General features: G+C 36.7%; 28 protein-coding genes. 22 read left to right on the top strand and 6 right to left on the bottom strand.

Annotation, left to right across the window (positions count from 1 at the left end; all coding sequences use genetic code 11):
• The 8 genes from BAU27_RS20480 to uvrC all read left to right on the top strand — a co-directional run.
• A partial coding sequence (locus BAU27_RS20480) for a BclA C-terminal domain-containing protein (RefSeq protein WP_071771759.1) occupies window positions 1-637 on the top strand: 637 nt, incomplete at its 5' end.
• A 190-nt stretch (window positions 638-827) separates the two neighbouring features.
• Window positions 828-2,513: a long-chain-fatty-acid--CoA ligase gene (locus BAU27_RS20475; protein WP_071771758.1), complete on the top strand. Its 1,686-nt coding sequence runs from the start codon at window positions 828-830 to the stop codon at window positions 2,511-2,513.
• 106 nt (window positions 2,514-2,619) lie between these two features.
• The gene (locus BAU27_RS20470) at window positions 2,620-3,207 is read left to right on the top strand and encodes a fatty acid metabolism transcriptional regulator FadR (protein WP_000742219.1); all 588 of its coding nucleotides are present in this window, start codon (window positions 2,620-2,622) and stop codon (window positions 3,205-3,207) included.
• An 11-nt stretch (window positions 3,208-3,218) separates the two neighbouring features.
• A complete protein-coding gene (locus tag BAU27_RS20465) occupies window positions 3,219-3,995 on the top strand; it encodes an enoyl-CoA hydratase (protein ID WP_002088868.1) in 777 nt (258 codons plus the stop codon).
• A gap of 78 nt (window positions 3,996-4,073) precedes the next feature.
• Window positions 4,074-4,847, top strand: a complete 774-nt coding sequence (gene etfB, locus BAU27_RS20460; protein WP_001029036.1) for an electron transfer flavoprotein subunit beta — start codon at window positions 4,074-4,076, stop codon at window positions 4,845-4,847.
• Window positions 4,848-4,883: 36 nt separating this feature from the next.
• A complete protein-coding gene (gene etfA, locus BAU27_RS20455) occupies window positions 4,884-5,861 on the top strand; it encodes an electron transfer flavoprotein subunit alpha (RefSeq protein WP_071745803.1) in 978 nt (325 codons plus the stop codon).
• A gap of 211 nt (window positions 5,862-6,072) precedes the next feature.
• Complete coding sequence (trxA, locus tag BAU27_RS20450) at window positions 6,073-6,387, top strand: thioredoxin (protein WP_001018943.1); 315 nt, start codon at window positions 6,073-6,075, stop codon at window positions 6,385-6,387.
• A 148-nt stretch (window positions 6,388-6,535) separates the two neighbouring features.
• Window positions 6,536-8,320: an excinuclease ABC subunit C gene (gene uvrC, locus BAU27_RS20445; RefSeq protein WP_071771757.1), complete on the top strand. Its 1,785-nt coding sequence runs from the start codon at window positions 6,536-6,538 to the stop codon at window positions 8,318-8,320.
• Window positions 8,321-8,435: 115 nt separating this feature from the next.
• Here the strand turns inward: uvrC and BAU27_RS20440 are convergent, their stop codons facing one another.
• A complete protein-coding gene (locus BAU27_RS20440) occupies window positions 8,436-8,885 on the bottom strand; it encodes a YslB family protein (RefSeq protein WP_071745801.1) in 450 nt (149 codons plus the stop codon).
• A 299-nt stretch (window positions 8,886-9,184) separates the two neighbouring features.
• On the opposite strand from BAU27_RS20440, the gene sdhC reads away from it, so the two are divergent.
• The 4 genes from sdhC to BAU27_RS20420 all read left to right on the top strand — a co-directional run bounded on the left by sdhC (window position 9,185) and on the right by BAU27_RS20420 (window position 12,912).
• Window positions 9,185-9,811, top strand: coding sequence for a succinate dehydrogenase cytochrome B558 (sdhC, locus tag BAU27_RS20435; RefSeq protein WP_002015407.1), 627 nt, complete (start codon window positions 9,185-9,187; stop codon window positions 9,809-9,811).
• A 13-nt stretch (window positions 9,812-9,824) separates the two neighbouring features.
• A complete protein-coding gene (sdhA, locus tag BAU27_RS20430) occupies window positions 9,825-11,618 on the top strand; it encodes a succinate dehydrogenase flavoprotein subunit (RefSeq protein ID WP_071745800.1) in 1,794 nt (597 codons plus the stop codon).
• Window positions 11,611-12,372, top strand: coding sequence for a succinate dehydrogenase iron-sulfur subunit (gene sdhB / locus BAU27_RS20425; RefSeq protein ID WP_001291830.1), 762 nt, complete (start codon window positions 11,611-11,613; stop codon window positions 12,370-12,372). The genes sdhA and sdhB overlap by 8 nt, the downstream gene beginning before the upstream one ends.
• 93 nt (window positions 12,373-12,465) lie before the next feature.
• Window positions 12,466-12,912: an acyl-CoA thioesterase gene (locus BAU27_RS20420; protein ID WP_071771756.1), complete on the top strand. Its 447-nt coding sequence runs from the start codon at window positions 12,466-12,468 to the stop codon at window positions 12,910-12,912.
• A 36-nt stretch (window positions 12,913-12,948) separates the two neighbouring features.
• Here the strand turns inward: BAU27_RS20420 and BAU27_RS20415 are convergent, their stop codons facing one another.
• Window positions 12,949-13,728 carry a M15 family metallopeptidase gene (locus tag BAU27_RS20415; RefSeq protein WP_071771755.1) on the bottom strand — a complete coding sequence of 260 codons (780 nt, stop codon included), beginning with the start codon at window positions 13,726-13,728 and terminating at the stop codon, window positions 12,949-12,951.
• A 265-nt stretch (window positions 13,729-13,993) separates the two neighbouring features.
• Here BAU27_RS20415 and motA point away from each other — a divergent pair, with 265 nt between their 5' ends.
• Both motA and motB read left to right on the top strand, forming a co-directional pair.
• Window positions 13,994-14,788, top strand: a complete 795-nt coding sequence (gene motA / locus BAU27_RS20410) for a flagellar motor stator protein MotA (protein ID WP_071771754.1) — start codon at window positions 13,994-13,996, stop codon at window positions 14,786-14,788.
• Entirely contained in the window at window positions 14,778-15,566 is a 789-nt protein-coding gene (gene motB / locus BAU27_RS20405; RefSeq protein WP_071771753.1) for a flagellar motor protein MotB, read from the top strand. The genes motA and motB overlap by 11 nt, the downstream gene beginning before the upstream one ends.
• A gap of 26 nt (window positions 15,567-15,592) precedes the next feature.
• On the opposite strand, the gene BAU27_RS20400 is transcribed toward motB, so the two are convergent.
• The gene (locus BAU27_RS20400) at window positions 15,593-16,420 is read right to left on the bottom strand and encodes a 5'-nucleotidase, lipoprotein e(P4) family (RefSeq protein ID WP_071771752.1); all 828 of its coding nucleotides are present in this window, start codon (window positions 16,418-16,420) and stop codon (window positions 15,593-15,595) included.
• A 343-nt stretch (window positions 16,421-16,763) separates the two neighbouring features.
• Between BAU27_RS20400 and BAU27_RS20395 the strand changes: the two genes are divergently transcribed.
• The 3 genes from BAU27_RS20395 to BAU27_RS20385 all read left to right on the top strand — a co-directional run bounded on the left by BAU27_RS20395 (window position 16,764) and on the right by BAU27_RS20385 (window position 19,427).
• Window positions 16,764-17,648, top strand: a complete 885-nt coding sequence (locus BAU27_RS20395) for an ABC transporter ATP-binding protein (protein ID WP_071771751.1) — start codon at window positions 16,764-16,766, stop codon at window positions 17,646-17,648.
• Window positions 17,649-17,650: 2 nt separating this feature from the next.
• The gene (locus BAU27_RS20390; RefSeq protein WP_071771750.1) at window positions 17,651-18,877 is read left to right on the top strand and encodes an ABC transporter permease; all 1,227 of its coding nucleotides are present in this window, start codon (window positions 17,651-17,653) and stop codon (window positions 18,875-18,877) included.
• A 118-nt stretch (window positions 18,878-18,995) separates the two neighbouring features.
• Window positions 18,996-19,427, top strand: coding sequence for an Rrf2 family transcriptional regulator (locus tag BAU27_RS20385; protein ID WP_000512998.1), 432 nt, complete (start codon window positions 18,996-18,998; stop codon window positions 19,425-19,427).
• Window positions 19,428-19,486: 59 nt separating this feature from the next.
• Here the strand turns inward: BAU27_RS20385 and BAU27_RS20380 are convergent, their stop codons facing one another.
• On the bottom strand, window positions 19,487-20,152 hold the full coding sequence (locus tag BAU27_RS20380; RefSeq protein ID WP_071745793.1) for an aquaporin: 666 nt from the start codon (window positions 20,150-20,152) through the stop codon (window positions 19,487-19,489).
• Window positions 20,153-20,293: 141 nt separating this feature from the next.
• Window positions 20,294-21,259 (bottom strand): DMT family transporter, encoded by a 966-nt coding sequence (locus BAU27_RS20375; protein WP_071745792.1) that lies wholly within the window; start codon window positions 21,257-21,259, stop codon window positions 20,294-20,296.
• A 100-nt stretch (window positions 21,260-21,359) separates the two neighbouring features.
• On the opposite strand from BAU27_RS20375, the gene BAU27_RS20370 reads away from it, so the two are divergent.
• Window positions 21,360-21,932: a helix-turn-helix domain-containing protein gene (locus tag BAU27_RS20370; RefSeq protein ID WP_071771749.1), complete on the top strand. Its 573-nt coding sequence runs from the start codon at window positions 21,360-21,362 to the stop codon at window positions 21,930-21,932.
• A 73-nt stretch (window positions 21,933-22,005) separates the two neighbouring features.
• Here BAU27_RS20370 and BAU27_RS20365 read toward each other — a convergent pair whose 3' ends face one another.
• Window positions 22,006-22,191, bottom strand: a complete 186-nt coding sequence (locus BAU27_RS20365; RefSeq protein ID WP_000038411.1) for a PspC domain-containing protein — start codon at window positions 22,189-22,191, stop codon at window positions 22,006-22,008.
• 189 nt (window positions 22,192-22,380) lie between these two features.
• On the opposite strand from BAU27_RS20365, the gene BAU27_RS20360 reads away from it, so the two are divergent.
• From BAU27_RS20360 to BAU27_RS20345, 4 genes are all read left to right on the top strand, one after another.
• On the top strand, window positions 22,381-23,622 hold the full coding sequence (locus BAU27_RS20360) for an amidohydrolase family protein (protein WP_071771748.1): 1,242 nt from the start codon (window positions 22,381-22,383) through the stop codon (window positions 23,620-23,622).
• 98 nt (window positions 23,623-23,720) lie between these two features.
• The gene (locus BAU27_RS20355) at window positions 23,721-25,016 is read left to right on the top strand and encodes a purine/pyrimidine permease (protein ID WP_071771747.1); all 1,296 of its coding nucleotides are present in this window, start codon (window positions 23,721-23,723) and stop codon (window positions 25,014-25,016) included.
• Window positions 25,017-25,181: 165 nt separating this feature from the next.
• Complete coding sequence (gerE, locus tag BAU27_RS20350) at window positions 25,182-25,406, top strand: spore germination transcription factor GerE (RefSeq protein ID WP_000659484.1); 225 nt, start codon at window positions 25,182-25,184, stop codon at window positions 25,404-25,406.
• A gap of 107 nt (window positions 25,407-25,513) precedes the next feature.
• On the top strand, window positions 25,514-26,185 hold the full coding sequence (locus tag BAU27_RS20345) for a type 1 glutamine amidotransferase domain-containing protein (protein WP_071771746.1): 672 nt from the start codon (window positions 25,514-25,516) through the stop codon (window positions 26,183-26,185).
• The last annotated feature ends 4 nt before the right edge of the window (window positions 26,186-26,189 follow it).

Here is a 26,189-nt window from a genome sequence, read left to right as displayed (position 1 = left end):
AACGGGTCCAACGGGAGCGACAGGAGTAACGGGAGCAACAGGAGCAACGGGAGCAACAGGGGCAACGGGTCCGACGGGAGCAACAGGAGCAACGGGCTCAACAGGAGCAACGGGTCCAACGGGAGCGACAGGAGCAACGGGCTCAACAGGAGCAACGGGTCCAACGGGAGCGACAGGAGTAACGGGAGCAACAGGAACAACGGGTCCAACGGGAGTAACAGGTACGAGTATCACGGCGACGTATGCATTTGCAAATAATACGTCGGGAACAGCGATATCGGTACTTCTTGGTGGAACAAATGTCCCACTTCCAAATAATCAAAACATCGGTCCAGGAATTACTGTTTCTGGTGGGAACACAGTATTTACGGTTGCAAATGCTGGGAATTATTATATTTCATATACGATTAATATAACGGCTTCATTATTAGTCAGTTCACGGATTACAATTAATGGAGCACCACTTGCTGGGACGATCAATGCTCCTGCGTTAGCAACCACATCATTTAGTGCAACAATTATTACAACTCTTGCAGCAGGAGATGCTATTAGTTTGCAACTATTTGGTTTGTTAGCTGTTGCCACATTATCAACAACTACACCAGGAGCTGTGTTAACGATAATAAGATTAAGCTAAATAATAACTCTCTTATTCTTTTATAGATTAGGAGAGTTTATACATATAATAAGAAGTTAATGGAGTGAAGCATAGTTATATAAAAGTCAGAATATTATGATTGTAACGCTATGGCGACTATAATATAATGAAAACAACCATCATGAATGAACATTCATTTATTTTTTATGTATTTGAAGGGGGAATGAAGGTGGAAAAACCATGGTTGAAAAGTTATCCAGAGGAAATTCCAAGTACGATTTCTTATGATATTCAGCCGCTTCATGGATATGTGGAACAGGTGGCTTCTCGTTATCCAGAAAAGAAAGCGCTTCACTTTTTAGGGAAGGATATTACATTTTCAGACTTCCACGATAAGGTGAAAAGGTTTGCAAATTATCTTCAAAAGCTAGGTGTGGAAAAGGGTGATCGGGTTGCTATTATGTTGCCGAACTGTCCGCAATCTGTAATTGGTTATTATGGTACATTACTTGCGGGAGGTATCGTAGTACAAACAAATCCACTATATACAGAAAGAGAATTAGAATATCAGCTTCATGACTCGGGAGCAAAAGTAATTCTTTGTCTCGATTTAGTGTTTCCAAGAGTAACGAATGTTCAAGCTACTACAAAAATTGAACATATTATCGTAACCCGTATTGCGGACTTTTTACCCTTCCCTAAAAATTTACTTTATCCATTTGTACAAAAAAAGCAGGCAAATCTTGTGGTGAATGTGTCGGAAAGTGAAACGATTCATCTATGGAAATCAGTAGAACGAGAAAGTACTGTTAATGTTGAAGTTCCTTGTGATCCTGAAAATGATCTAGCTCTTTTGCAGTATACAGGGGGAACAACGGGATTTCCAAAAGGGGTTATGTTGACGCATAAAAACCTTGTTTCGAACACTTTAATGGGAGCTCATTGGCTATATAATTGTAAAGAAGGAGAAGAAGTAATTCTTGGTGTTCTTCCGTTCTTTCATGTGTATGGGATGACAGCTGTAATGAATTTAAGTATTATGCAAGGATATAAAATGGTGCTGATTCCGAAGTTTGATATGAAAATGGTTTTTGAAGCAATAAAAAAACATAAAGTCACACTATTTCCAGGGGCACCAACCATTTATATTGCTCTATTAAATAGTCCCCTCTTAAAAGAATATGATATTTCTTCTATCGAGGCTTGTATTAGTGGATCTGCCCCGCTTCCTGTAGAAGTACAGGAAGAGTTTGAGAGAGTTACAGGTGGAAAATTGGTAGAAGGTTATGGATTAACGGAGTCGTCGCCAGTTACACATGGGAATTTTTTGTGGGAAAAACGCGTGCCAGGAAGTATTGGTGTGCCGTGGCCAGATACAGAGGCAAACATTATGTCACTTGAAACTGGAGAGGCTTTACCTCCGGGTGAAATTGGTGAGATTGTTGTAAAGGGTCCTCAAATTATGAAAGGGTATTGGAATAAGCCAGAAGAAACAGCAGCTGTATTACAAGACGGATGGCTCCATACAGGGGATGTTGGTTACATGGATGAAGATGGATTTTTCTATGTGAAAGATCGTAAGAAAGATATGATTGTTGCGAGTGGATTTAATGTGTATCCTCGTGAAGTAGAAGAAGTATTATATGAGCATGAAAAAGTGCAAGAAGTAGTGACGATTGGAATTCCCGATCCGTACCGAGGAGAAACAGTTAAAGCATTTGTTGTGTTAAAAGAAGGTATGGAGTGTTCTGAGGAAGAATTAAACCAGTTTGCGCGTAAATATTTAGCGGCTTATAAAGTGCCGAAAGTATATGAGTTTAGAGAGGAACTGCCGAAAACGACAGTCGGAAAAATTTTACGCCGTGTCCTAATAGATGAAGAGAAAAGAAAGAATGAGGATGAGCAAACGGGCTAAGGCCCTTTCTTTTTGAAAAAATAGGATTGACACTTTTCTAAATAGTCAGTATTATAAGAATATGAATGACTATTCATTCAGTCATCTTCTTGAAGGGGACAGTAAAGTGAAGAAAAATAGACCGAAATACAATCAAATTATTGATGCAGCAGTCATTGTGATTGCAGAGAATGGATACCATCAAGCGCAAGTTTCTAAAATTGCAAAGCAAGCTGGGGTAGCTGATGGCACGATTTATTTATATTTTAAAAATAAAGAAGATATATTAATATCCTTATTCCAAGAGAAGATGGGAGAATTTGTTGAAACAATTCGTCAAAAAACAGCAGGAATTGAAAGCGCTGTAGCGAAGTTATTCATGTTGGTAGAAACGCACTTCTTGCTGTTGTCGCAAAATGATCCTCTTGCTATAGTTACGCAATTAGAGCTAAGACAGTCCAATCAAGACTTGCGCCTTAAAATAAATGAAGTATTAAAAGGCTACTTACAAGTTATGGATGAGATTTTAGAAACAGGTATAAAGCAAGGTGAATTCCAGGCGGATTTAAATGTTCGCGTGGCAAGACAAATGATCTTTGGAACAGTGGATGAAGTTGTGACCAATTGGGTAATGAGCGATCATAAGTATGATCTGGTCGCACTTTCGAAAACGGTACATGGGCTACTTAGTGCAGCTTGTGGTTATCGTCAATAATGGGAGGGATCATGTTGAAATTCCTATCTGTAAAAGTTGAAGACCATATTGCGGTGGCGACGCTAAATCATGCGCCAGCTAATGCAATGTCTTCACAAGTTATGCATGACGTTACTGAATTAATCGATCAAGTGGAAAAGGATGATAACATTCGTGTTGTTGTTCTACATGGTGAAGGGCGTTTCTTCTCAGCTGGAGCAGATATTAAAGAATTTACATCTGTTACTGAAGCGAAGCAAGCGACAGAATTAGCACAGCTTGGACAAGTTACGTTTGAGCGTGTTGAAAAATGTTCAAAACCAGTTATTGCGGCAATTCATGGAGCGGCACTTGGCGGCGGCCTGGAGTTTGCTATGTCTTGCCACATGCGCTTTGTAACTGAAAGTACAAAGCTTGGTTTACCTGAATTAACACTTGGATTAATTCCTGGTTTTGCAGGTACACAGCGTTTACCGCGTTATGTTGGTAAAGCGAAAGCTTGTGAAATGATGTTAACAAGTACACCAATTACTGGTGCAGAAGCATTACAATGGGGGCTTGTTAACGGGGTATTTTCTGAGGAATCTATTTTAGAAGATACGCTTAAAATTGCAAAACAGATTGCTGGAAAAAGTCCAGCAACAACTCGTGCTGTGCTAGAGTTATTACAAACGACAAAATCGTCTCATTATTATGAAGGTGTACAGCGGGAATCACAGATTTTTGGTGAAGTGTTTACGAGTGAAGATGGAAGAGAAGGTGTAGCAGCGTTTTTAGAAAAACGTAAGCCTTCATTTAGTGGTAGGTAGTCCAATTATTTTTTTTATATAAATTAACAGAATTTTAAAATTGATAGAATCTTTCTGAAAAACAAGGGGGTAAATGGAATGAACATCTACGTACTCATGAAACGAACATTTGATACAGAAGAAAAAATCGTAATTAAAAACGGTGCAATTTATGATGGCGAAGCGGAATTCATCATCAACCCTTACGACGAATATGCGATTGAAGAAGCAATTCAAGTAAGAGATGCACAAGGTGGAGAGGTTACTGTTGTAACAGTTGGTGGCGAGGATAGTGAGAAAGAACTTCGTACTGCGTTAGCGATGGGCTGCGATAAAGCGGTATTAATCAATATTGAAGATGATGTTGAAAACGGTGATCAGTTCACGACAGCAAAAGTACTTGCTGAATATTTAAAAGATAAAGAAGTAGATTTAATTTTAGGCGGGAACGTTGCGATTGACGGCGCATCTGGACAAGTTGGTCCACGCGTGGCTGAAGCGTTAAACATTCCATACGTAACGACAATTACAAAGCTTGAAATTGACGGTACAAATGTGAAGATTGAGCGTGATGTTGAAGGAGATACAGAAGTAATCGAAACATCATTACCAGTCTTAGTAACAGCGCAACAAGGTTTAAATGAACCGCGTTATCCATCACTTCCAGGCATTATGAAAGCGAAGAAAAAGCCACTAGAAGAAGTAGAATTAGATGATTTAGATCTAGAAGAAGATGATGTGGAAGCAAAAACAAAAACAATTGAAATCTATTTGCCTCCTAAGAAAGATGCAGGAAAAGTGTTACAAGGCGAGCTGCAAGATCAAGTAAAAGAACTTGTATCGTTGCTCCATACAGAAGCGAAAGTAATCTAATAAAATACGAAATTATATATGCAGGAGGGAAAATCTATGGCTCGTAAAGTATTAGTAATGGGTGAAGTTCGTGATGGATCGCTACGTAACGTTTCGTTTGAAGCGGTAGCAGCAGCAAAAACAATTGCAGAAGGCGGTGAAGTAGTAGGTCTTCTAGTTGGAGACAGCGTTGCCTCTTTTGCAAATGAATTGATTCATTACGGTGCAGATCGCGTTGTGACAGTTGAAAATGATAAATTAAAATCATATACGTCTGATGGTTATGCGCAAGCGTTTTTAGCTGTATATGCTGAAGAAAATCCAGAAGGTATTGTATTTGGACATACAGCACTTGGTAAAGATTTATCACCAAAATTAGCAGCAAAGCTTGAAGCTGGTTTAGTTTCTGACGTAACTGCTTTAGAAGTTGAAGGTGGAAATGTTATCTTCACTCGTCCAATTTACTCTGGTAAAGCGTTCGAGAAGAAGATTGTAACAGATGGTATCTTATTTGCGACAGTGCGTCCAAATAACATTACAACGCTTGAAAAAGATGAGTCTCGCAGTGGTGATGTATCTTCTATTACAGTTGATGTAAAAGATTTACGTACAATCATTCAAGATGTCGTCCGTAAAACTGCAGAAGGTGTTGATCTTTCTGAAGCGAAAGTTATTATCGCAGGTGGACGCGGTGTGAAGAGTGAAGAAGGATTTAAACCATTAAAAGAGTTAGCTGACGTATTAGGCGGCGCTGTTGGGGCATCTCGTGGTGCTTGTGACGCTGAGTATTGTGATTACTCATTACAAATTGGTCAAACTGGTAAAGTTGTTACGCCAGACCTATACATTGCGTGCGGTATCTCTGGTGCGATTCAGCATTTAGCTGGTATGTCTAACTCAAAAATAATTGTTGCGATTAATAAAGATCCAGAAGCAAGTATCTTCAAAGTAGCTGACTATGGTATTGTTGGTGACCTATTTGAAGTTGTACCTCTTTTAACAGAAGAATTTAAAAAGTTAAAAGTACATTCATGATTTGAGTACCCTTGAGTTCTAAGTGAAGTACCCCTATATATAGAAAAAGGTGAGGGATCCCCTGTCTCTCACCTTTTTAGTATTTAATCCGTATTTTTATATAGTATAAAGGAACATTTTTTTGTTACAATACATAACGATACATATTATTCGCCACGTATATAAGTTAATGATATACTCTTGGTAGAATATACTTGAAGGAGGAAATAAAATGGCAATTGTAAACGCAAATGACCAAAGCTTCGCAGCTGAAACTAGCGAAGGTGTTGTATTATTAGATTTCTGGGCACCTTGGTGTGGACCTTGTAAAATGATCGCTCCTGTATTAGAGGAAATTGATGCAGAACTAGGCGAAAAAGTAAAAGTAGTAAAAGTAGACGTTGATGAAAACCAAGAAACTGCTCGTCAATTCGAAGTAATGAGCATTCCAGCTCTTTTCGTATTAAAAGACGGTAAAGTAGTTGATCAAGCGTTAGGTTATAAACCGAAAGAAGCGTTAGTAGAATTAGTTTCTAAACACTTCTAAAATAAAGAGGCTACCATTTGGTAGCTTTTTTTATTTTCTTTTTTATAACCTTTCAGTTACAATAAAAGAACGTATGTTGGGTGTTTTGGCATAGTATGTTTTCATGTGAAAATAAAAATGCTAAGCATGTAGAAATGGAGGGTGACGAGTGCACGAACATTTGAAAGAGAAGTTGGCTATTTTACCAGATCAACCTGGTTGTTATTTAATGAAAGATAAGCAAGGAACGGTTATATATGTCGGTAAGGCAAAAGTACTAAAAAATCGTGTGCGCTCGTACTTTACTGGTTCACATGATGGGAAAACACTTCGGCTTGTAGGAGAAATTGTTGACTTTGAATATATCGTAACCTCCTCAAATTTGGAGGCTCTTATTTTAGAGTTAAATTTAATAAAAAAGTATGATCCAAAATATAATATTCAATTAAAAGATGATAAAACATATCCTTTCATTAAAATTACAGCTGAAAAACAGCCACGCTTACTCATTACGCGAAATGTAAAAAAGGATAAAGGAAAGTATTTTGGTCCTTATCCAAATGCGCAATCAGCTCATGAAACAAAGAAATTATTAGATCGTATGTATCCGCTTCGTAAATGCTCAAATATGCCAGATAAAGTTTGCTTATATTATCATATGGGCCAATGTTTAGCGCCTTGTGTGAAAGAAGTAACGGAAGAGAAAAATAAAGAAATTGTAGATGAAATTATTAAGTTTTTAAATGGTGGACATAAAGAAGTTCGATCAGAATTAGAAACAAAGATGTATGAGGCTTCAGAGAAACTAGAGTTTGAACGGGCGAAAGAGTTGCGCGATCAAATTGCTCATATTGATGCGATTATGGAAAAACAAAAAATGATTATGAGTGACTTAGTGGATCGTGACGTGTTTGGATATGCGGTTGATAAAGGGTGGATGTGTGTTCAAGTTTTCTTTGTTAGAAAAGGAAAGTTAATTGAGCGTGATGTTTCTATGTTTCCAATCTATGATGAACCAGAAGAGGGATTTTTAACGTTTATCGGTCAATTTTATGAAAACAGTAGTCACTTTAAACCGAAGGAAATTGTCGTTCCAGGAAGTATAGATTCAGAATTAGTAGAGCGCTTTTTAGAAGTTGAAGCGACACAGCCGAAACGTGGTAAGAAAAAAGATCTTGTAGAATTAGCAAATAAAAACGCAAAAATTGCACTAGAAGAGAAATTTTACTTAATTGAACGTAATGAAGAGCGGACGGTTAAAGCCATTGATAATTTAGGGAAGCAGCTTAGTATTGAAACCCCATATCGTATTGAAGCATTTGATAACTCGAATATTCAAGGGACAAATCCCGTTTCCGCAATGATTGCTTTTATCGATGGGAAACCAGCAAAGAAAGAATATCGGAAATATAAAATTAAAACGGTTCAAGGTCCTGATGATTACGAATCTATGAGGGAAGTTGTAAGACGCCGTTATACGAGGGCGCTTAAAGAGAATTTACCTTTACCAGATTTAATCATTATTGATGGTGGAAAAGGCCATCTGGCCGCTACAAGTGATGTTCTGGAGAATGAACTCGGATTATATATTCCAATGGCAGGGCTTGTAAAAGATGACAAACATAAAACATCACATTTAATCATTGGAGATCCGCCTGAACCTGTGATGCTTGAGAGGAACAGCCAAGAATTTTATTTATTGCAACGCATTCAAGATGAAGTGCATAGATTTGCAATTACATTCCATCGCCAGTTGCACGGGAAATCGGTCATTCAATCAGCATTAGATGATATTCCAGGAATCGGCGATAAACGCAAAAAGGTATTGTTAAAACATTTTGGCTCGTTAAAAAAGATGAAAGAAGCTTCCATAGCTGAATTTGTCGAAGCAGGTATGCCGAAAAATGTTGCAGAGGCGATATACACTTATTTAACAGATAAGAAGACGTTGTAGTTTACAACGTCTTCTGTTTTTTGATATAATTTCTGAAGATTTAAAATAAACTCATCTGAATGAATATACAAAAAAGTCAACTAAACTTATATGTCTAGTTGACTGTAGGTAGATGCTACGCTTCAATGAGATCTTTAATATCCCATTTAACAAGAAATGTAATAGAGTCTGAACGTTTCTTTTGTTCTTCGTAGGACTCTGCAACGACGTTTCTTTGTCTTTGAATTTGCTCGGCGATAAATCCAGCTTCTAATTGATAAGAAGAATGTCTCTTTTGTTTTTGACGCTCAGTAATAAGCGTACCTTTAAGTTGGAACTGCATTTCACGACGTTTATGTTCAACGATGCTTAAAGTGCCCCAACCAGCTTTTTCAAAAAACTGAATGACTTCTTCAATTGTTTCTAGCGGATATTTTCTTGCAAGGTTTCTGCCGGACCAGTATAAAATACCGTCTAAATCGTTACCAATTAAATCAGGTAGTAATTCTTCACGTAGCAATTCATAAGCGAAGGCGTTCAATGAAACATCCTCTAAAGATGTTATATCGATTGTATTTTTGCTCACAATATTCCCCTCTTTCTATAGGGATTATTATATAACATTTTTCATTTATAAAAACAGATTTTTCTTTAGGGAAATCTGAATGTCTAAGAAGAAAAAAAGAATTGGCAAATTATATGCAAATTATGTATACGTTTTCTTGACGCTTCGACAAAAATAGGGGTAAAATGAACTTGTTATCAAATTATGCTGAAATATTTCGAATAATTTTTTCAGTTTTTCTTATGCCAATAGTGAAAAAACATTATTGTTATAAATTAATCTGAAAACAGCAGTCAAACATTCAAGGGGGTAATGGGGACATGAAAGGCCGCGAGTATACGTTTCGTAAGTGGCACTCATTAATGGGGGTCATCCCGGTTGGTGTCTTTTTGACGCAACATCTAATTGTAAACAACTTTGCAACAAGAGGAGCAGAGGCTTTTAACAAAGCTGCAGGCTTTATGGAGCTCCTTCCATTCCGGTATGCGCTAGAAATTTTCATCATCTTTTTACCTATACTGTACCATGCTATATATGGCTTATATATTGCATTTACAGCTAAGAACAATGCGGTATCTTACGGTTATTTCCGTAACTGGATGTTCGTCTTCCAAAGAATTTCAGGTATCGTTACGCTGATTTTCATTTCTTGGCACGTCTGGGAAACTCGTATTCAAGCATTGTTAGGTAAAGAGGTAAACTATGATATGATGGCAGATATTTTAAACAACCCATTTATGTTTGGTTTCTATTTAGTTGGTGTTGTTTCAACGATTTTCCACTTTGCAAATGGACTATGGACATTCTGCATAAGCTGGGGAATTACAGTATCTCCACGTTCACAAAGAATCTCTACTTATGTAACATTAGCTATTTTCTTAGGTCTATCTTATGTAGGTGTGAGTGCATTATTAGCGTTCATCGATCCACAGCTAGCAAACCAGTAAGGAGTGGGAGAGCATGAAAGGGAAACTTATAGTAGTCGGCGGTGGCTTGGCCGGCTTAATGGCAACGATTAAAGCGGCAGAAGCAGGAGTAAATGTTGAACTATTTTCTTTAGTACCAGTAAAACGTTCACATTCTGTATGTGCCCAAGGTGGAATTAACGGTGCCGTAAATACAAAAGGTGAAGGGGATTCTCCATGGATCCACTTTGACGATACAATTTATGGTGGGGACTTCTTAGCGAACCAACCGCCAGTTAAAGCGATGTGTGAAGCAGCACCAGGTATTATTCATTTAATGGACCGCATGGGTGTTATGTTCAACCGTACGGAAGAAGGACTTCTTGATTTCCGTCGTTTTGGTGGAACACAACATCACCGTACAGCATTTGCTGGCGCAACAACTGGTCAACAATTACTATACGCATTAGATGAGCAAGTACGTCGTCATGAAGTAGCGGGACTTGTAACGAAATACGAAGGTTGGGATTTCTTACGAGCTGTTGTTGATGATGAAGGTGTGTGCCGAGGAATCGTCGCACAAGACTTACAAACTATGGAGATTAAAAGTTTCCAAGCTGATGCCGTGATTATGGCAACAGGGGGCCCTGGTATCATCTTTGGAAAATCAACTAACTCTATTATCAATACAGGTACAGCAGCATCTGCTGTATATCAACAAGGTGCATATTATGCGAACGGTGAGTTCATTCAAATCCATCCAACGGCAATTCCTGGAGACGATAAGTTACGTCTTATGAGTGAATCCGCACGTGGTGAAGGTGGGCGTGTTTGGACATATAAAGATGGTAAGCCATGGTACTTCTTAGAAGACAAATATCCAGCTTACGGAAACCTTGTACCTCGTGATATTGCAACTCGTGAAATCTTTGATGTTTGCGTAGAGCAAAAACTAGGTATTAACGGTGAAAACATGGTATATCTAGATCTTTCTCATAAAGATCCGAAAGAACTAGATATTAAACTTGGTGGAATTATTGAAATCTATGAGAAGTTTACAGGTGATGATCCTCGTAAACTACCAATGAAAATCTTCCCAGCGGTTCACTATTCAATGGGCGGACTATGGGTTGATTACAAGCAGATGACAAGTATTCCAGGTTTATTTGCAGCAGGTGAGTGTGATTATTCTATGCACGGTGGTAACCGCCTTGGTGCAAACTCACTATTATCAGCAATTTACGGTGGTATGGTAGCAGGACCAAACGCAATTGAGTATATGAAAGGTCTTTCTAAATCATCTGATGCTGTTTCATCTACTGTATATGAGCAAAATGAATTAATCGAAACAGAGAAATTTAACAATATTTTAACGCTTGATGGTAACGAAAATGCGTATGTTCTTCATAAAGAGCTTGGAGAATGGATGACAGATAACGTTACAGTAGTTCGTGAAAATAAAAAGTTACTAGAAACTGATGCGAAAATCGAAGAGTTAATGGCACGTTACAAACGCATTAACATTAACGATACAGCAAGATGGAGTAACCAAGGTGCTTCATTTACACGCCAACTTGCAAATATGTTCGAGTTAGCGCGTGTTATTACAATTGGCGCATATAACCGTAATGAAAGCCGCGGAGCGCATTACAAACCAGAATTCCCAAATCGTGATGATGCAAACTTCTTAAAAACTACGATGGCGAAATTTGAGGGAGAAGGAAAAGCACCAGCATTCCATTACGAAGAAGTGGATGTTTCATTAATTAAACCACGTAAACGTGACTATTCTTCAAAACACGATGTAGCTGCTAAGGGTGAAGAGAAGGGGGATAAACAACATGTCTGAGAAAACAATCCGCCTCATCATTACGAGACAAGATGGACCAGATGCACAAGAATTTGACCAAGAGTTTGAAATTCCGTATCGTCCAAATATGAATATTATTTCAGCGTTGATGGAAATTCGTCGTAATCCTGTTGATTCAAAAGGGAACCAAACGACTCCGATTGCATGGGATATGAACTGTTTAGAGGAAGTATGTGGTGCTTGTTCGATGGTGATTAACGGAAAACCACGTCAATCATGTACAGCTCTTATTGACCAGTTAGAACAACCAATTCGCTTAAAGCCGATGAAGACATTCCCAGTTGTACGTGACTTACAAGTTGATCGTAGCCGTATGTTTAACGCGTTAAAACGTGTTAAAGCTTGGATTCCAATCGATGGTACGTATGACCTAGGACCAGGACCAAGGATGCCAGAGAAAAAGCGTCAATGGGCATATGAACTTTCAAAATGTATGACATGTGGTGTTTGCTTAGAGTCATGTCCAAACGTAAATAGTAAATCTGACTTTATTGGACCAGCACCGTTATCACAAGCTCGTTTATTCAACTCACATCCAACGGGTGAAATGCATAAAGCTGATCGCTTACGTGCAATTATGGGAGATGGAGGACTTGCAAACTGTGGTAACTCTCAAAACTGTGTGCAATCATGTCCGAAAGGTATTCCATTAACAACTTCAATTGCGGCATTAAACCGTGATACAACAATTCAATCGTTCAAAGATTTCTTTGGTAGCGACAATAACTATTAATAAATATTGCCTCTTCATGTTGAAGAGGCAATATTTATAACTTTATTTTTCTGTTTATTCTGTTTATTTTAAGGGCGAAAAGGAGAGGTAGCAATGAAGAGGATTTCTTATATTGAAGACTTTGAGCAATGGGAAAGTGGTTTTTCATTTTATAACCCTGTCAAAGTTCGTTTTGGTGAAGTAGATATGTTTGGGCATGTAAATAATGTCGTTGCTTTTACATATTTTGAAGAAGCACGTATTGCATTGTTTAAAGAACTCGGATTTATGCAAGAATGGACACATGAATCATCAGAAACGATGATAGTCGTCGCAGATCTACAATGCAATTTTATTAAACAAATTTATTTTGATGAGCAGTTGAAAGTATATGTAAAGGCAGGAGCGGTTGGGAATTCCTCATTAGATTTACACTATATGGTCAAAAATGCAGAAGGAGAAGTTTGTTTAGTTGGACGCGGCATGATGGTGCAAGCATCGAAAAAAACGGGAAGAGGCGAACCATGGCCTGAAGAATGGAAGGAAAAATTACTAAAATAATAGAATGAAAGAAAAATAAGAGAGCAATTTGCTCTCTTATTTTTTGTCTTCCATCGCTTCTTCTAATGTTAAATGATGTTTATATATGTATGTAGCGTATGGATTACCAACGTAGCGTAAATGCCACGGTTCATATGAATATTCTGTTGTTTCTGTTTTGTCTTCTAAGTAACGGATGACAAAGCCGAATTCATGGGCATGTTCTGCAACCCATTTTCCTTCTGCTGTTTCTCCGAAGATAGGCTCTAATTGGAATTTAGCAGATTTTGAACTAATATCCATTGCTAAACCAGTTTGATGTTCACTTGTTCCAGGAATTGCACTTACCGAATTAGCCTCAGTTTTTCCTTGGCGTTTAATATATGTATTATGTAATGACTGTTGACGTTTGTAAGAACGGTAACCTGAAACTGCTGTAAGTTCTACCCCTTCGTTTTTCGCTGCTTGGAACATTTTCTTAAGCGCATCTGCAGCATCTTTACGAAGTAATGTTTTCTCTTTATCTTTTGGACTAGTAAATGGTACGTTCGGTTTCGTTAAATCTTTTGGAATGTATCCATCTGGCAATTTACGATGTTTATTGACTAATACAAGAGCAGAATCTGGATTTGTTACAACGGAAAAATTATCATCTAGTTTCTTTTTATTATGATCAGCTTTTGGAAAAGCAGGAATCTCTTCTTTTTGATGGTTACTATGTTTTTGACTTTCGACAGCCTTCACCTCGTTTTGTAGTGGTGATTTAGAACCAAAGTAAGCGAAAGATGTGATACCGATTACAATAGTAGCGGCAGAAACAATTATTATCTTTTTCATGATGCCTTGTAATCACAGTCCTTTCTTAATAAAATATGTATCGTTTTTATTATAAGTCTAGCTTATTGAAAAAGAAATATAAGAGCCATAACGTAATAGAAATGCAAAGAAAATGTCAGAAAATGTGTGAAATTGTAGTGTTTTTTTCATATAATTCATTTCTAATCTTTCATGAAATTCATTTTTTATGTAATATATACATATAGATAGATTTAATGATTAGAAAGGGTGAAGGACTTCTTGTACAGAATAGGGGTGAATGGGAATGGATTTTGCAACAATTATTGGAATCGTTTTAGGAGTATTGGCGATAGTAGTAGGAATGGTCGTCAAGGGCGCTGACGTAATGGCCTTACTGAATCCTGCCGCGGCACTAATTATTTTTGTCGGTACGTTTGCTGCAGTATGTATTGCATTTCCGATGAATCAACTAAAAAAAGTTCCAAAATTATTTAAAGTTCTTTTTGGTTCAAATAAAAAAGATTTAAGCTATGAACAGTTATTAGAGTTATTTGTTCATTGGACATCTGAGAGTAGAAAATACGGTATTTTGTCTTTAGAACAACAATTAGATAAAATTGAAGATGAGTTTCTTTTACGTGGTATGAAATTTGTGATTGATGGCGTATCCGCAGAAAATTTAGAACAAATTTTAGAAGCTGAATTAGAAGCAATTGAAGAAAGGCATGCAAAAGGAGCGGCAATTTTTTCTCAAGCTGGTACATATGCACCGACATTAGGGGTTTTAGGTGCTGTTATTGGTCTTGTAGCTGCACTTGGAAATTTAACTGATATTGAAAAGCTAGGACATGCTATTTCAGGTGCATTTATTGCAACGATTTTCGGTATCTTTTCAGGTTACGTGTTATGGCATCCATTTGCAAATAAATTAAAGCAAAAGTCTGCCGCTGAATTAGAGAAGAAACGTTTAATTATTGATAGTTTATTAATGTTACAAGAAGGTACATATCCATTTATTATGAAAAACCGCATTTTAGGTGCGCTTTCTGCAACTGAGCGTAAAAAGCTAGAAAAAGGAGCGGAAAAAAATGCGGAGTAGGAAGAATAGAAGAAATAAAAAGAAAAAGCATGACGAACATATTGATGAAACGTGGTTAATTCCGTATGCTGATATGCTAACGCTGTTGTTTGCATTGTTTATTGTTTTATTTGCAATGAGTAGTATAGATGCTGAGAAATTTAAACAGATGGCAGTAGCTTTTCGCAGTGAACTAGCAGGTGGAACAGGAAATAAAGAGTTTTTAAGTGATCAAAAGCCAAATGATGAAAAAGGATTATCAGCAAGTGGTCTTGAGGCGGAACAAGAAAAAAAACAAGAAGAAGCTAGAGCCGAAGAAAAAAAAGAGATGGCTGAGTTAAAAGCATTACAAAAAAAGATTGATCAATATATTAATGAGAACCAATTATCCTCTGCTTTTCAAACTAAATTAACTGAAAAGGGATTAATGGTGACAATACTAGAGAATGTGCTGTTTGATTCGGGGAAAGCAGATGTAAAGTTGGAATCATTGGGAATTGCAAAAGAAATGTCTAATGTACTTGTTTCAGCAGCTCCTCGTGAAATAACTGTATCTGGTCACACTGATAATGTTCCGATTGCGAATGCAAAATTTGCATCAAACTGGGAATTGAGTACACAGCGCGCTGTGAATTTTATGCAAGTATTGCTTCAAAATAAAGAGTTGCCACCAGAAAGTTTTAGTGCAATTGGTTATGGAGAATATCGTTCAATTGATAAAAATGATACACAAGAAGGAAAGGCAAAGAATAGACGTGTGGAAGTGTTTATCTTGCCTTTAACAGAGAAGGAAAAATAAAAGAGGGTGGCGAAAGCCATCCTCTTTTATTTTGTATCAAATGATTTTAAGTTGTCACGACGAATTTTATCTTTTTCTGCATCTGATTTTTTGAAATCATAATCATATAAAGCGCCTTCCCAATCACCATACATTGGATTCGGGAAAATAATGAATTTCTCACCAAATTGTGCTTTTGAATTTGCTACTGTTTGATTACGATCTGTTACAGATTTTCCATCAAAACCAGTGAAATCAGATAAGTTATCACCGAAGAATAAGACAATATCATGTGTTTGTGAAACGAGTTCACGGCGTTTTTCTTTTCCTTTTTCTTTTGGATCTTGTAGTAATATATGTTCTTTCGTTGCTTGAGGAGCACCTACACGCTCAAGGTTTTTAATTGTTGCATCTAGTTGGTTCGTTTTACGATTTGAGATGTAGTAAATATCTACACCTTTAGATTCTGTATATTTTAAGAAATCAATTGAGCCTGGAAGGGCCTCAGCTTCAGCCTTATTAATCCAGTCATCCCATTTGTAAGGATAGCCTTTTCCTGTTTTTACGCTCATTGCTTGATGAGGACTGTTGTCTAAAACAGTTTCATCTAAATCAAGTACGATAGCAGGTTTTTTCTCTGTCCCTTTTGCAAGAGCTGCATCAAGCTTCAATTGACCAATATTGTATCCTTGGTAGTAAAGTGCTTTCGTTTCACCAGCTGTTTGATACCATAAATCAGCCATTAATTGCTGGTCTGTTAATTTTACTTTTTCTTCTTTTGCCACTGTTTTCTCTGGTGTTCCTGAACATGCTACAAGTGATGTAGATAGAACTGCTGCAGATAATAAAGTGGTAATGCCCCTCTTCATCTTCATATGTATCCTCCTTGATGTTAGAAAATCATTTAATATTATATATCGAAAAATAATATTTTTTTTATGAACATTTGCATATTGTCTTTTGTATATATAGTAGTCTGTCCTATATTAGAAAGGTGAGTTAAATAATAATACCTGTTTTGACAAGTTGTATTGTTGTAATGACAATTATAATTGACAGAAATAAGGTTTTTATTTACAGTTTTAACTAAATGAAACAAATGATGGATTAGGTGTAGTGATACATATAAGAGAATGAAATATAGTACTATATTTCATTCTGAACAATCATAGGATTTAACAGAGAGTACGAATGATACTAAAGGGGAGGCTTTATACTTTGAGTTTACAAATTCAAAATTTAACGAAACTATTTGGAGAATCAAAAGCAGTTAACGGTTTGCAAATTTCGTTACCAAAAGGTGAAGTGCTAGGATTGCTTGGACGAAATGGTGCAGGGAAAACAACAACAATCAAGATGCTTCTTGGATTATTAACACCTAATGAAGGCTCTATTACATGGGATGGAAAAACATTTGGTAATAGCGGGGTGACAATTGGATATTTACCAGAGGAGAGAGGTTTATATACAAAAAGTAGAGTAATAGATCAATTGCGTTATTTTGGTAGATTAGAAGGAATGACGAAGAAAGAAGTAGATATTGCTATCGATCACTGGTTAGAGCGATTAGCAATACCAGAATATAAATTTAAGACGGCTGGAGAGCTTTCAAAAGGGAATCAGCAAAAAATCCAATTAATTGCTGCCCTTCTTCATAATCCTGAACTTCTTATTTTGGATGAACCGTTTAGCGGACTGGATCCAGTTAATGCTGGGATGTTAGCTAGTATTATTGGAGAACAAGTACAGAGCGGAAAGACAATTATTTTATCAAGTCACCGTATGGAGCAAGTAGAGGCTTTTTGCCAGCATGTATGTATTTTGAAAAAGGGTGAAGCAGTTGTAGAGGGACAGTTAAGTGATATTAAGAAGGAATACGGTTTCCGTAATTTAACGATTGAAGATATAGCAGAGAATGAAAAGGGATTAGAAGCTATACAAGTCCCGTATGAAAAACAACAAGGCCTTCTTTATGTAAAAGTACAAGACGATGCAGAAGCTCTAAAGATTTTGCAACAATTGCAAGAACAAGGTGTTAGCTTACGACAATTTAAAATGTTAGAGCCAACGTTGAACGAAATCTTTGTAGAGAGGGCGAAATAACGATGCGTAAATTTTCTCATGTATTTTCATTTTATTTTAGGGAAGCGTTTTTATCTAAAAAATCATTAATTACGAGTGCGATTTTATTTTTAGTTGTGTTTGGGATTTTTGCATTTAATCATTTTACTACAGGCGATGATAAAAATAAGGATAAAGATAAAATTGCAGTTGTAGTAGAGAGCTCCACATACAAAGTACAAAAAGAAGAGCTAAATAAGCTATTACCATCAGCAAAAATAACGGTTGGTTCAAATAATGATTTTGATAAATACCATAAACAAGTAGAAGAAGGCGATTTAGATGGTCTATTCCATGTGACGGAAAAGGATGGGGCTCCAGCGGTTACATATATGTATAATGGATTTCCAAGCCAAGCAACTTCTGCAATTATGGCAGGCTATTTAAAACAACAATATACGATGGTGACGATTGCAAAAAATAATGTTTCACCAGAAATTGCGCAGCAATTACAAGCAGAAATTCAAGTGAAGCAAGAAGCGATAAAAGATCGTACATCTTCTTTCGGAATTGCGTATTTCTTTACATTTGCTTTGTATATGTTTATTGTAGCTTTCGGAAATACAATCGCAATGAATATTGCATCTGAAAAGGCGTCACGTGTAATGGAAGTAATGCTTCCGAAAGTAAAGCCACTTACGATGATGTATGCGAAAATTTTAGCGGTTGTTTCAACGGCGTTATTGCAACTTGTAATATTGACGTGTGGTTACCTTATTCCTTATTTGCTAGGTTGGGTCGATTTAGAAAGTGCCTCATTATTTGGTGTTCCAATTGACTTTACAAAATTAGATGCAAAGGTTATAAGCATGTTTCTTGTCTATTTCATTACGGGATATTTACTTTATGCGATGATGTACGCTGCGGCTGGAGCTGTTGTGTCTAAGACAGAGGATTTACAAGCTGTATCTTTCCCGGTAATGATTTTGATTATGGCTGCATTCTTCATTAGTATTAAATCATTAAGTGATCCGAATAGTACTATTGTTGTTGTAAGTTCGTATGTTCCGTTTTTCACACCGATGGTCACCTTCTCACGGATTGTAGCCGGTGAAGCAGGTATGTTAGAGATTACGATAACATTAATAGTTTTATTGGCGACAATTGGTATATTAAATGCTGTTACAAGTCGCATTTACGTAAACGGTGTAATGAATTACTCCGACAAAGTGAAATTTAAAGATTTAGCAAAATTTATAAAGCGTCAATAAGGAGAGAAAAGCATGATTTTCTAATGGAATCATGCTTTTTCTTTATGTATAAATTAAAAATAGTATATAATAATAAGAGTTGTCTTTTAATAGAATGAATACAAAGGAGGGTGTGCAGATGGGAATTAGTAGTCGGTTTACAGTAGGTGTTCATATGCTGACGTTACTTGCGATAGATCGAAACTCTCGCTGTACCTCTGAATGGATTGCTGGTAGTGTGAATACAAATCCAGTTGTGATTCGTCGCATTACAGGAATGTTGAAGAGAGCAGGACTTGTTGATGTACAAGCTGGTAAAGGTGGTACGACACTTGCTCGTGATTTAGAAGAAATTACATTACTTGATGTATATAAAGCAGTGGAAGTAGTAGAAGAAGGACAGCTATTTTCCTTCCATGAAAATCCCAACATTGAATGTCCAGTAGGAGCTAATATTCAATCAGTATTAGAAATTATTTTGATGCAAGCGCAAGAAGCGATGGAAAACGTACTTGCAAATGTAACAGTAGACCAATTAGTTACAAATTTAAAGTCTAAAATGAAAGAATAAAAAAGCGAGCTTCCTCATAATGAGGGCTCGCCTTTTTTTATTCAGAAATATTGAAAATTCTATTTTTCAGTATTTAAAATAAATTTCCCTACAACAGCTGCTACGATACCACCAAGAATTGGTGCTACGATGAATACCCATAGTTGAGAAAGTGCTTCTCCACCAACAAATAAAGCTGGTGCGATACTACGAGCTGGGTTAACAGATGTTCCAGTTAACGGAATTCCTAATAAGTGGATTAAAACTAATGTGAAACCAATTACTAGTCCTGCTAAAGAAGAACTTCCTTTTTTACCTGTTACAGCCACGATTACTAAAATAAATACGAAAGTTAAAACGAACTCAACTAAAAATGCTCCAGATAAACCAAGAGTACCAAAACCATTTTGTCCTAAATTATCTAAAGGTGTTTTAGCAGAGCGTAAAATTGTTACTAACGTTGCAGTTCCTAATAAACCACCTAAAATTTGAGCTAATACATAATAACAAAGTTCCGTAGCGTTCATTCTTTTGTTGATGAACATAGCTACAGATACTGCTGGGTTAATGTGACATCCAGAAATTGTTCCAATGCTATATGCCATAGCTACAATAGATAGACCGAAAGCCATAGCGATTCCTAATGTTCCAATTCCTTCAATTCCGCCGCCAGTGACAGCTACTCCAGTTCCGAATAATACAAGTACAAATGTACCAATAAATTCAGCGATTGCTTTTTTTAACATAATTTACCTCCTATTAATGCGCATGAAACGTATTATAACATAGGTTTTAGTATAAACAGCCAATAAAATACTATTCTGATAAGGCGAAATAGGGGGACAATAAAAAGGGTATGGTTCATTGTTATAGAACCATACTCTTTTTTATGCCGATTTTTTCTGTTTAATGACTGGAGCAGAACGGTTTAAAATACTATTCGCAACCATTCCTAACATAATAATAATCATTCCGAGTAGGGAAAGACCACCAGGGAATGAACCATTCAAGAAAATAATCTCACCAAGCACGGTAAAGACCATCGTTCCAGCTTGTGTTGCTTCAACAGCTCCAAGTAAAGCAAGATTGTCTTTTGCTAAATCAGTAGCAAAAAAGAATGTCATCGTCGCAATGACTCCAGAACATAGTGCTAACAAAAAACCTTGAAGCATTTGAGTTGATGATGGAATACCCGTAGTGGCAAAGCCGTATATACCAAGGAGAATTGTAATAGGAAGACTTCCAATTGCCATTCCTAATACACGTTGGAATGTATCAAGACGTCCGCCAACAAGTTCCATCATTTTTCGATTGCCGAACGGATATAAGAATGCAGCTAATACGACAGGTAAAAAACCCGAAATGAACTGCGTCATTGTAATATGACCTGCTGCAGTTGCTTGCATACAAATTACACCAAGTAAAATAAATAATGCTACATATAAACTACGAAGTGGAATTTTTCCGCGTACAAGTTTCGTACCTGACTGTGTCTCTATTTTCACGAAAAATAGTGGTGATAAAAGTAAACCTGCTAATATCGTAACTTGCCAAGTTCCAGCAACGAGCCAAGCTGGAGAAAAAACAGCTGCGAAACTTAATAAAGAATAGAAACCAATCCCTGCAACAGAACCCCATCCAATCCACATAAATGGATGTTTTTTTAACTCTTCCCATAAACCTCTTAAGTTTTTGCGAAATAAAACGATAAGGAATAAAATAGGGAGAGCGAATAAAAAGCGGAAGGAAGCTGTCCAAGCCCAGCTTGTTCCAGATACATTCATCGCTCTATTAATAATAAAGGTTGCAGAAAAAAAGGCTGATGATAAAAGCCCTAATAATATTGCGCGCATGAAATATAACACTCCTTTTGGAAGTAAATCATTATGTATAGTATAATATACTTAAGTGTGATAAAAGTAAACTATTTTATACTTTAAGGTGGTTTTATAGATGAAAGAAAATGAAGATATGCAAACGAAAGAAGTCATTCAGCAAGTAGGTCAGTTATTAAGACAAATTCGAAATGAAAAAAAATTAAGTTTAGAAGAGTTAGCCCAAAAAACAGGTGTGAGTAAATTAACGTTGGGAAAGATCGAAAGAGGAGAAACGAATCCGACGTTAGCTGTCATTTGGAAAATAACGAAAGGGTTATCAATTCCTTTATCGAGATTAATGGTTGTTGGAGAACCTGTAGCTGTTGCGCGCTGCGGAGAAGGATTTGCAGTAGATGTAGGACAAGCATGGCATTTAGAAACGATGTTCCGTTACACGAAAGAGACAGGGATGGAAATGCACCGTGCTTGTTTAAGAGCGAATAGTATATATGAACCGGAAGCTCATCATGAAGGTGCTATTGAGCTTGTAACGGTAATGAAAGGGAAAGTATCTATTCAAGTGGAGAATGATGTATACGAATTAAACGAGTTTGACTCCATTCAATTTGAAGCGAATAAGAAACATAGTTATAAAAATCAAGAGGATGAAGTGGCGGTATTACATTTAACGATGAAATATTCTTCATGAAAAAATCACCTATAGAAAAGAATTCTATAGGTGATTTTTTATATGCTCTTCTTAAGTATATGAGGAGATGCCGTTAGTACGAACGTGGCATAAGTAATAAACAAATAAAATAGACTAAAAATCCTGTCCCAAAACATAAAACTGCAATGACCCAAATGATACGAATGAGAGTAGAGCTAATATCAAAATATTCTCCTAAACCACCACAAATACCAAATAACATTTTATCAGTTTCGGACTTACATAATTTTTTTGACATATTACGATCAACTCCTTTTTATATCAAACTACATACTTCTATTCTATATGGAAATTTATGAGAAGACTATGAGGTTGTATTACATTTATTTTAGGAAACGGTCGTATTAATTGTCTTAATTTTCAGTTGATATTAAAATTATAGATAAGAGATGTAAGATGATTTTTAATAAAGGGTGGGGAAATAGAGATGACAGTATATTGGCTGACTAATGTAATGCTTGAATCAGGGTATACATATGAAGAAGGGGAAATTTCACGAACAGAAACAGAATTATGTAGTTTACTCATTGAAGATGGACGAATTAAAAAAATTATAGCAGGTGTTGTTCAAGAGGAAGGGATAGTAACTCTTGATGCCAATCGCTTATTAATTTTGCCAGCTTTCGAAGAGATGCATATTCACATTGATAAAACATATTATAGTGGTCCTTGGAAAGCTAGCATGCCAGCAGAAAATATTTTTACTCGTTTTAAAGAAGAAGAAACGATTTTGCCAAAGCAATTAGCAACTGCTCAAGATAGGGCGGAAAATATGCTAGAGTTGCTGCTTCGAAATGGTGCAACGAATATTAGAACGCATTGTAATGTTGATCCAATTATTGGACTTGGTAATTTGGAGGCGACGTTAGCGGCGTTAGAAACATATAAAGATCGGATGTCTGGTAGAATCGTTGCTTTTCCGCAACATGGATTATTGCGCAGTAATTCTGTGCAACTTGTGAAAGATGCGATGCGTATGGGTGCGCATCTAGTCGGCGGAGTGGATCCAGCTACAGTAGATAATGACATTGAAAAATCATTACATACGATTATGGATATCGCAGTAGAGTTTAATGCGGATGTTGATATTCATCTGCATGATGCAAATAATCTTGGAACGTTTACGATGAAAAGATTGGCAAGCTTAACAGAAGAAGCGGGGTGGCAAGGTCGTGTAACAATTAGTCATGCGCTTGGACTTGGTGGTGTTACTGATAAAGAAGTTGAAGAAGTGGCAGAAAGACTAGCGGCTTTAAAAATTGATATTACTTCAACCGTGCCAATTGGTAAACAAGTAATCCCGATTCCGTTATTAGATAAAAAGGGTGTTAAAGTTTCATTAGGAAATGATAGTATTACAGATCATTGGTCGCCATTCGGAACAGGTGATATGCTTCAAAAGGTAAATCGATTAGCCGAGCGTTTTGGGTGGAGTGACGAAAGGTCGTTAGGGAAGGCACTTCGTTTTATTACGGGAGGAAAAGAAACGTTAAACAATGAAGGAAAGCGAGTATGGCCGAATGTAGGGGATGAAGCAAGTTTTGTTTTAACGAATGCAACATGCGTCGCTGAAGCAGTAGCCCGTCAAACAGAGAAACGTCTAGTCGTATATAAAGGAAATATTGTTGTTGGAAGTTTAAATGAGATGGAATTGAATAATCTTGTGTAGAAGAATCGTTTGAATATTTTAAGGAGGGTTCTAATTATAAATATAGAACTCTTCTTTTTTATTCTAACGCTATATTTCGTGTAGGAAAGTTAGAAGGGATGAAACAATTGGACAATCAACATAACCAAAATCATATTATGGGAACTTTGCAATGGTTTATATTTTTATTAGCGAATTCAATCGCACTACCAATTGTCGTTGGCGGATTATTTCATCTTACGACGGAAGAGATATTTTATTTAATGCAGCGTACATTTTTTGTAGTTGGTATATCTTCTTTTTTACAAGGATGGCTTGGGCATAGACTACCAATTGCGGATGGTCCAGCTGGATCTTGGGTTGGTGTATTTACTGTACTTGCTTATGCAACTGTCGGGCAAGATCAATTACATAGTACGTTGCAAATTTTAGAATTAGGAATGATGATTTCCGGTGTTATTTTAATCGGATTAGGAGTAACTGGTTTTATAGGACGTATTTTATTTTTGTTTACGCCGCTTGTGACAGGCACATTTTTACTTTTATTATGTTTACAATTAAGCGGTGTGTTTTTAAAAGGAATGCTAGGAATTACAGCTACTGTTTCTCAAATCGATGGATTTACAGCAATAATCGCGTTTAGTATATTTCTGTTCGTTATTATACTATCTAATTTTGGAAAAGGTTTTGTCAAAAGTTATGCAGTTTTAATAGGATTAATTAGTGGGTGGATTATTTTTCTAATTGCAGGGAAAGTGACGATTCCGTCTCAAGTAACTCATTTTGTGCAACTTCCACATATATTTGCTTGGGGACTTCCGAAATGGAATACAGGTATGGCTGTATCAAGTTTCGTTATGGTATGTATTTTAGTTTCAAATACTGTGGCAGCTATTATAGCGATTAATCAAGCTACGATTCATAAAGCGACTATTGAACAAAAACAGTTGAAAGATGGTACGTGGGTTGGGGGAATTTCACACATCATTTCTTCCGTATTTTCAACTGTAGGTGTCGTTCCTTTACCAGCAACGGCAGGGTTTATTCGTTTAACAAAACAAAAATATATACGATCGTTCTTAATGGCATGTATGTTATTAGTCGTTATGTCACTATTCCCAAGTATTATTCGTTACTTAGCATCGTTACCATCTGCTGTTGCATCTGCAGTTTTAATGGCTTCATTCGTACAGCTAATTGGAATTGGGCTAAATAATATAAAGCAAGTGGAGCATAGCGAAAGGAATGTAACGATTTTAGGAGTTGCTATATTATTTGGAAGCGGTGTTATGTTTTTACCGTCTGGAGCACTCCAATCATTGCCGTCTGTTATGCAATATATATTCGGGAATGGTTTGTTTGTAGGTACAGTTGTAAGTATATTGCTAGAACAAATATGGCGCATTAAAAAGTAAGCGGATAAAATGAGTGCACGCACTGTATAAAAGTCTAAAATAACATAAGAAATAAAGCCTATTTTCATTCACCACCTGCACATTTCGTTCATACAATATCTTGACTAAATAAACACCCAACTTACACATATACAGCTCTGGCTTAAGCAAGGAGGGTTATACCAGTTGAAGGAAAAAGCGTATCAATCTAAACCGTTACTCACAAAGAGAGAAAGAGAAGTATTTGAATTACTGGTTCAAGATAAAACAACGAAGGAAATTGCAGGTGAACTTTTTATAAGTGAAAAAACAGTACGCAACCACATCTCAAACGCAATGCAAAAGCTAGGGGTTAAAGGACGTTCACAAGCAGTTGTTGAGCTTCTTCGTATGGGAGAGCTCGAACTATAAGAAAGCAGCCGACTTTTATACAAAGAGTCGGCTATTTTTCTGTTTGTTTCATGTTCTATATGAATGATAAGGATGTTCTATACATAAATAGGTAGTAGGGAGGGGATATGTTGAAAAGAGTATTATTAGTTTCAACAAGCGCTCATGATATGAATGGACACCCGACTGGTTTATGGCTTGAAGAGCTCGCAGCTCCTTATAATTTATTTAAAAAGGCTAAGTTCGATGTTGATCTTGTATCTATAGAAGGTGGAAGGGTACCTATTGATAGAGTATCAATTCCCAATGGTATACCTCATGAATTTAAGCAGGTAGCTACGATATTACAAAATACGCAACCAATTTCGAAGGCTCATTTTTCGGATTATGATGCGGTTTTGTTTGGTGGTGGGCACGGGGCGATTGTAGATTTTCCAGGTAATCCGTATGTAGCGAATTTGATTGTAAATATGTATAACAATAATCGGATTGTAGCGGCTGTTTGTCACGGCGTAAGCTCTTTAGTCGGTGTGAAAAATAAGGATGGTTCGTTTTTTAGTGCAGGTAAGCGAATAACAGGTTATACAAATGATGAAGAAAAAGCTGTGCATTTAGAAAAGCGAGTTCCATTTTTGTTAGAAAGTAAATTGAAGGAAGAAGGAGCTTTCTTTTATGTTGCACCTAACTTTACGCCACATGTTGTAGTAGATGGGCGTTTGATTACAGGGCAGAATCCGCAGTCTAGCGTGGAAATAGGTAAGGTTATAAAAAGAGCTGTAAATAAATTATCGTCTTTTTAATTTC

Source organism: Bacillus sp. NH11B (genome assembly GCF_001884205.1).
Taxonomy (GTDB): domain Bacteria; phylum Bacillota; class Bacilli; order Bacillales; family Bacillaceae_G; genus Bacillus_A; species Bacillus_A proteolyticus.
Note: the sequence above shows the minus strand (reverse complement) of the source record. Positions and strands in the feature narration are given on the sequence as shown.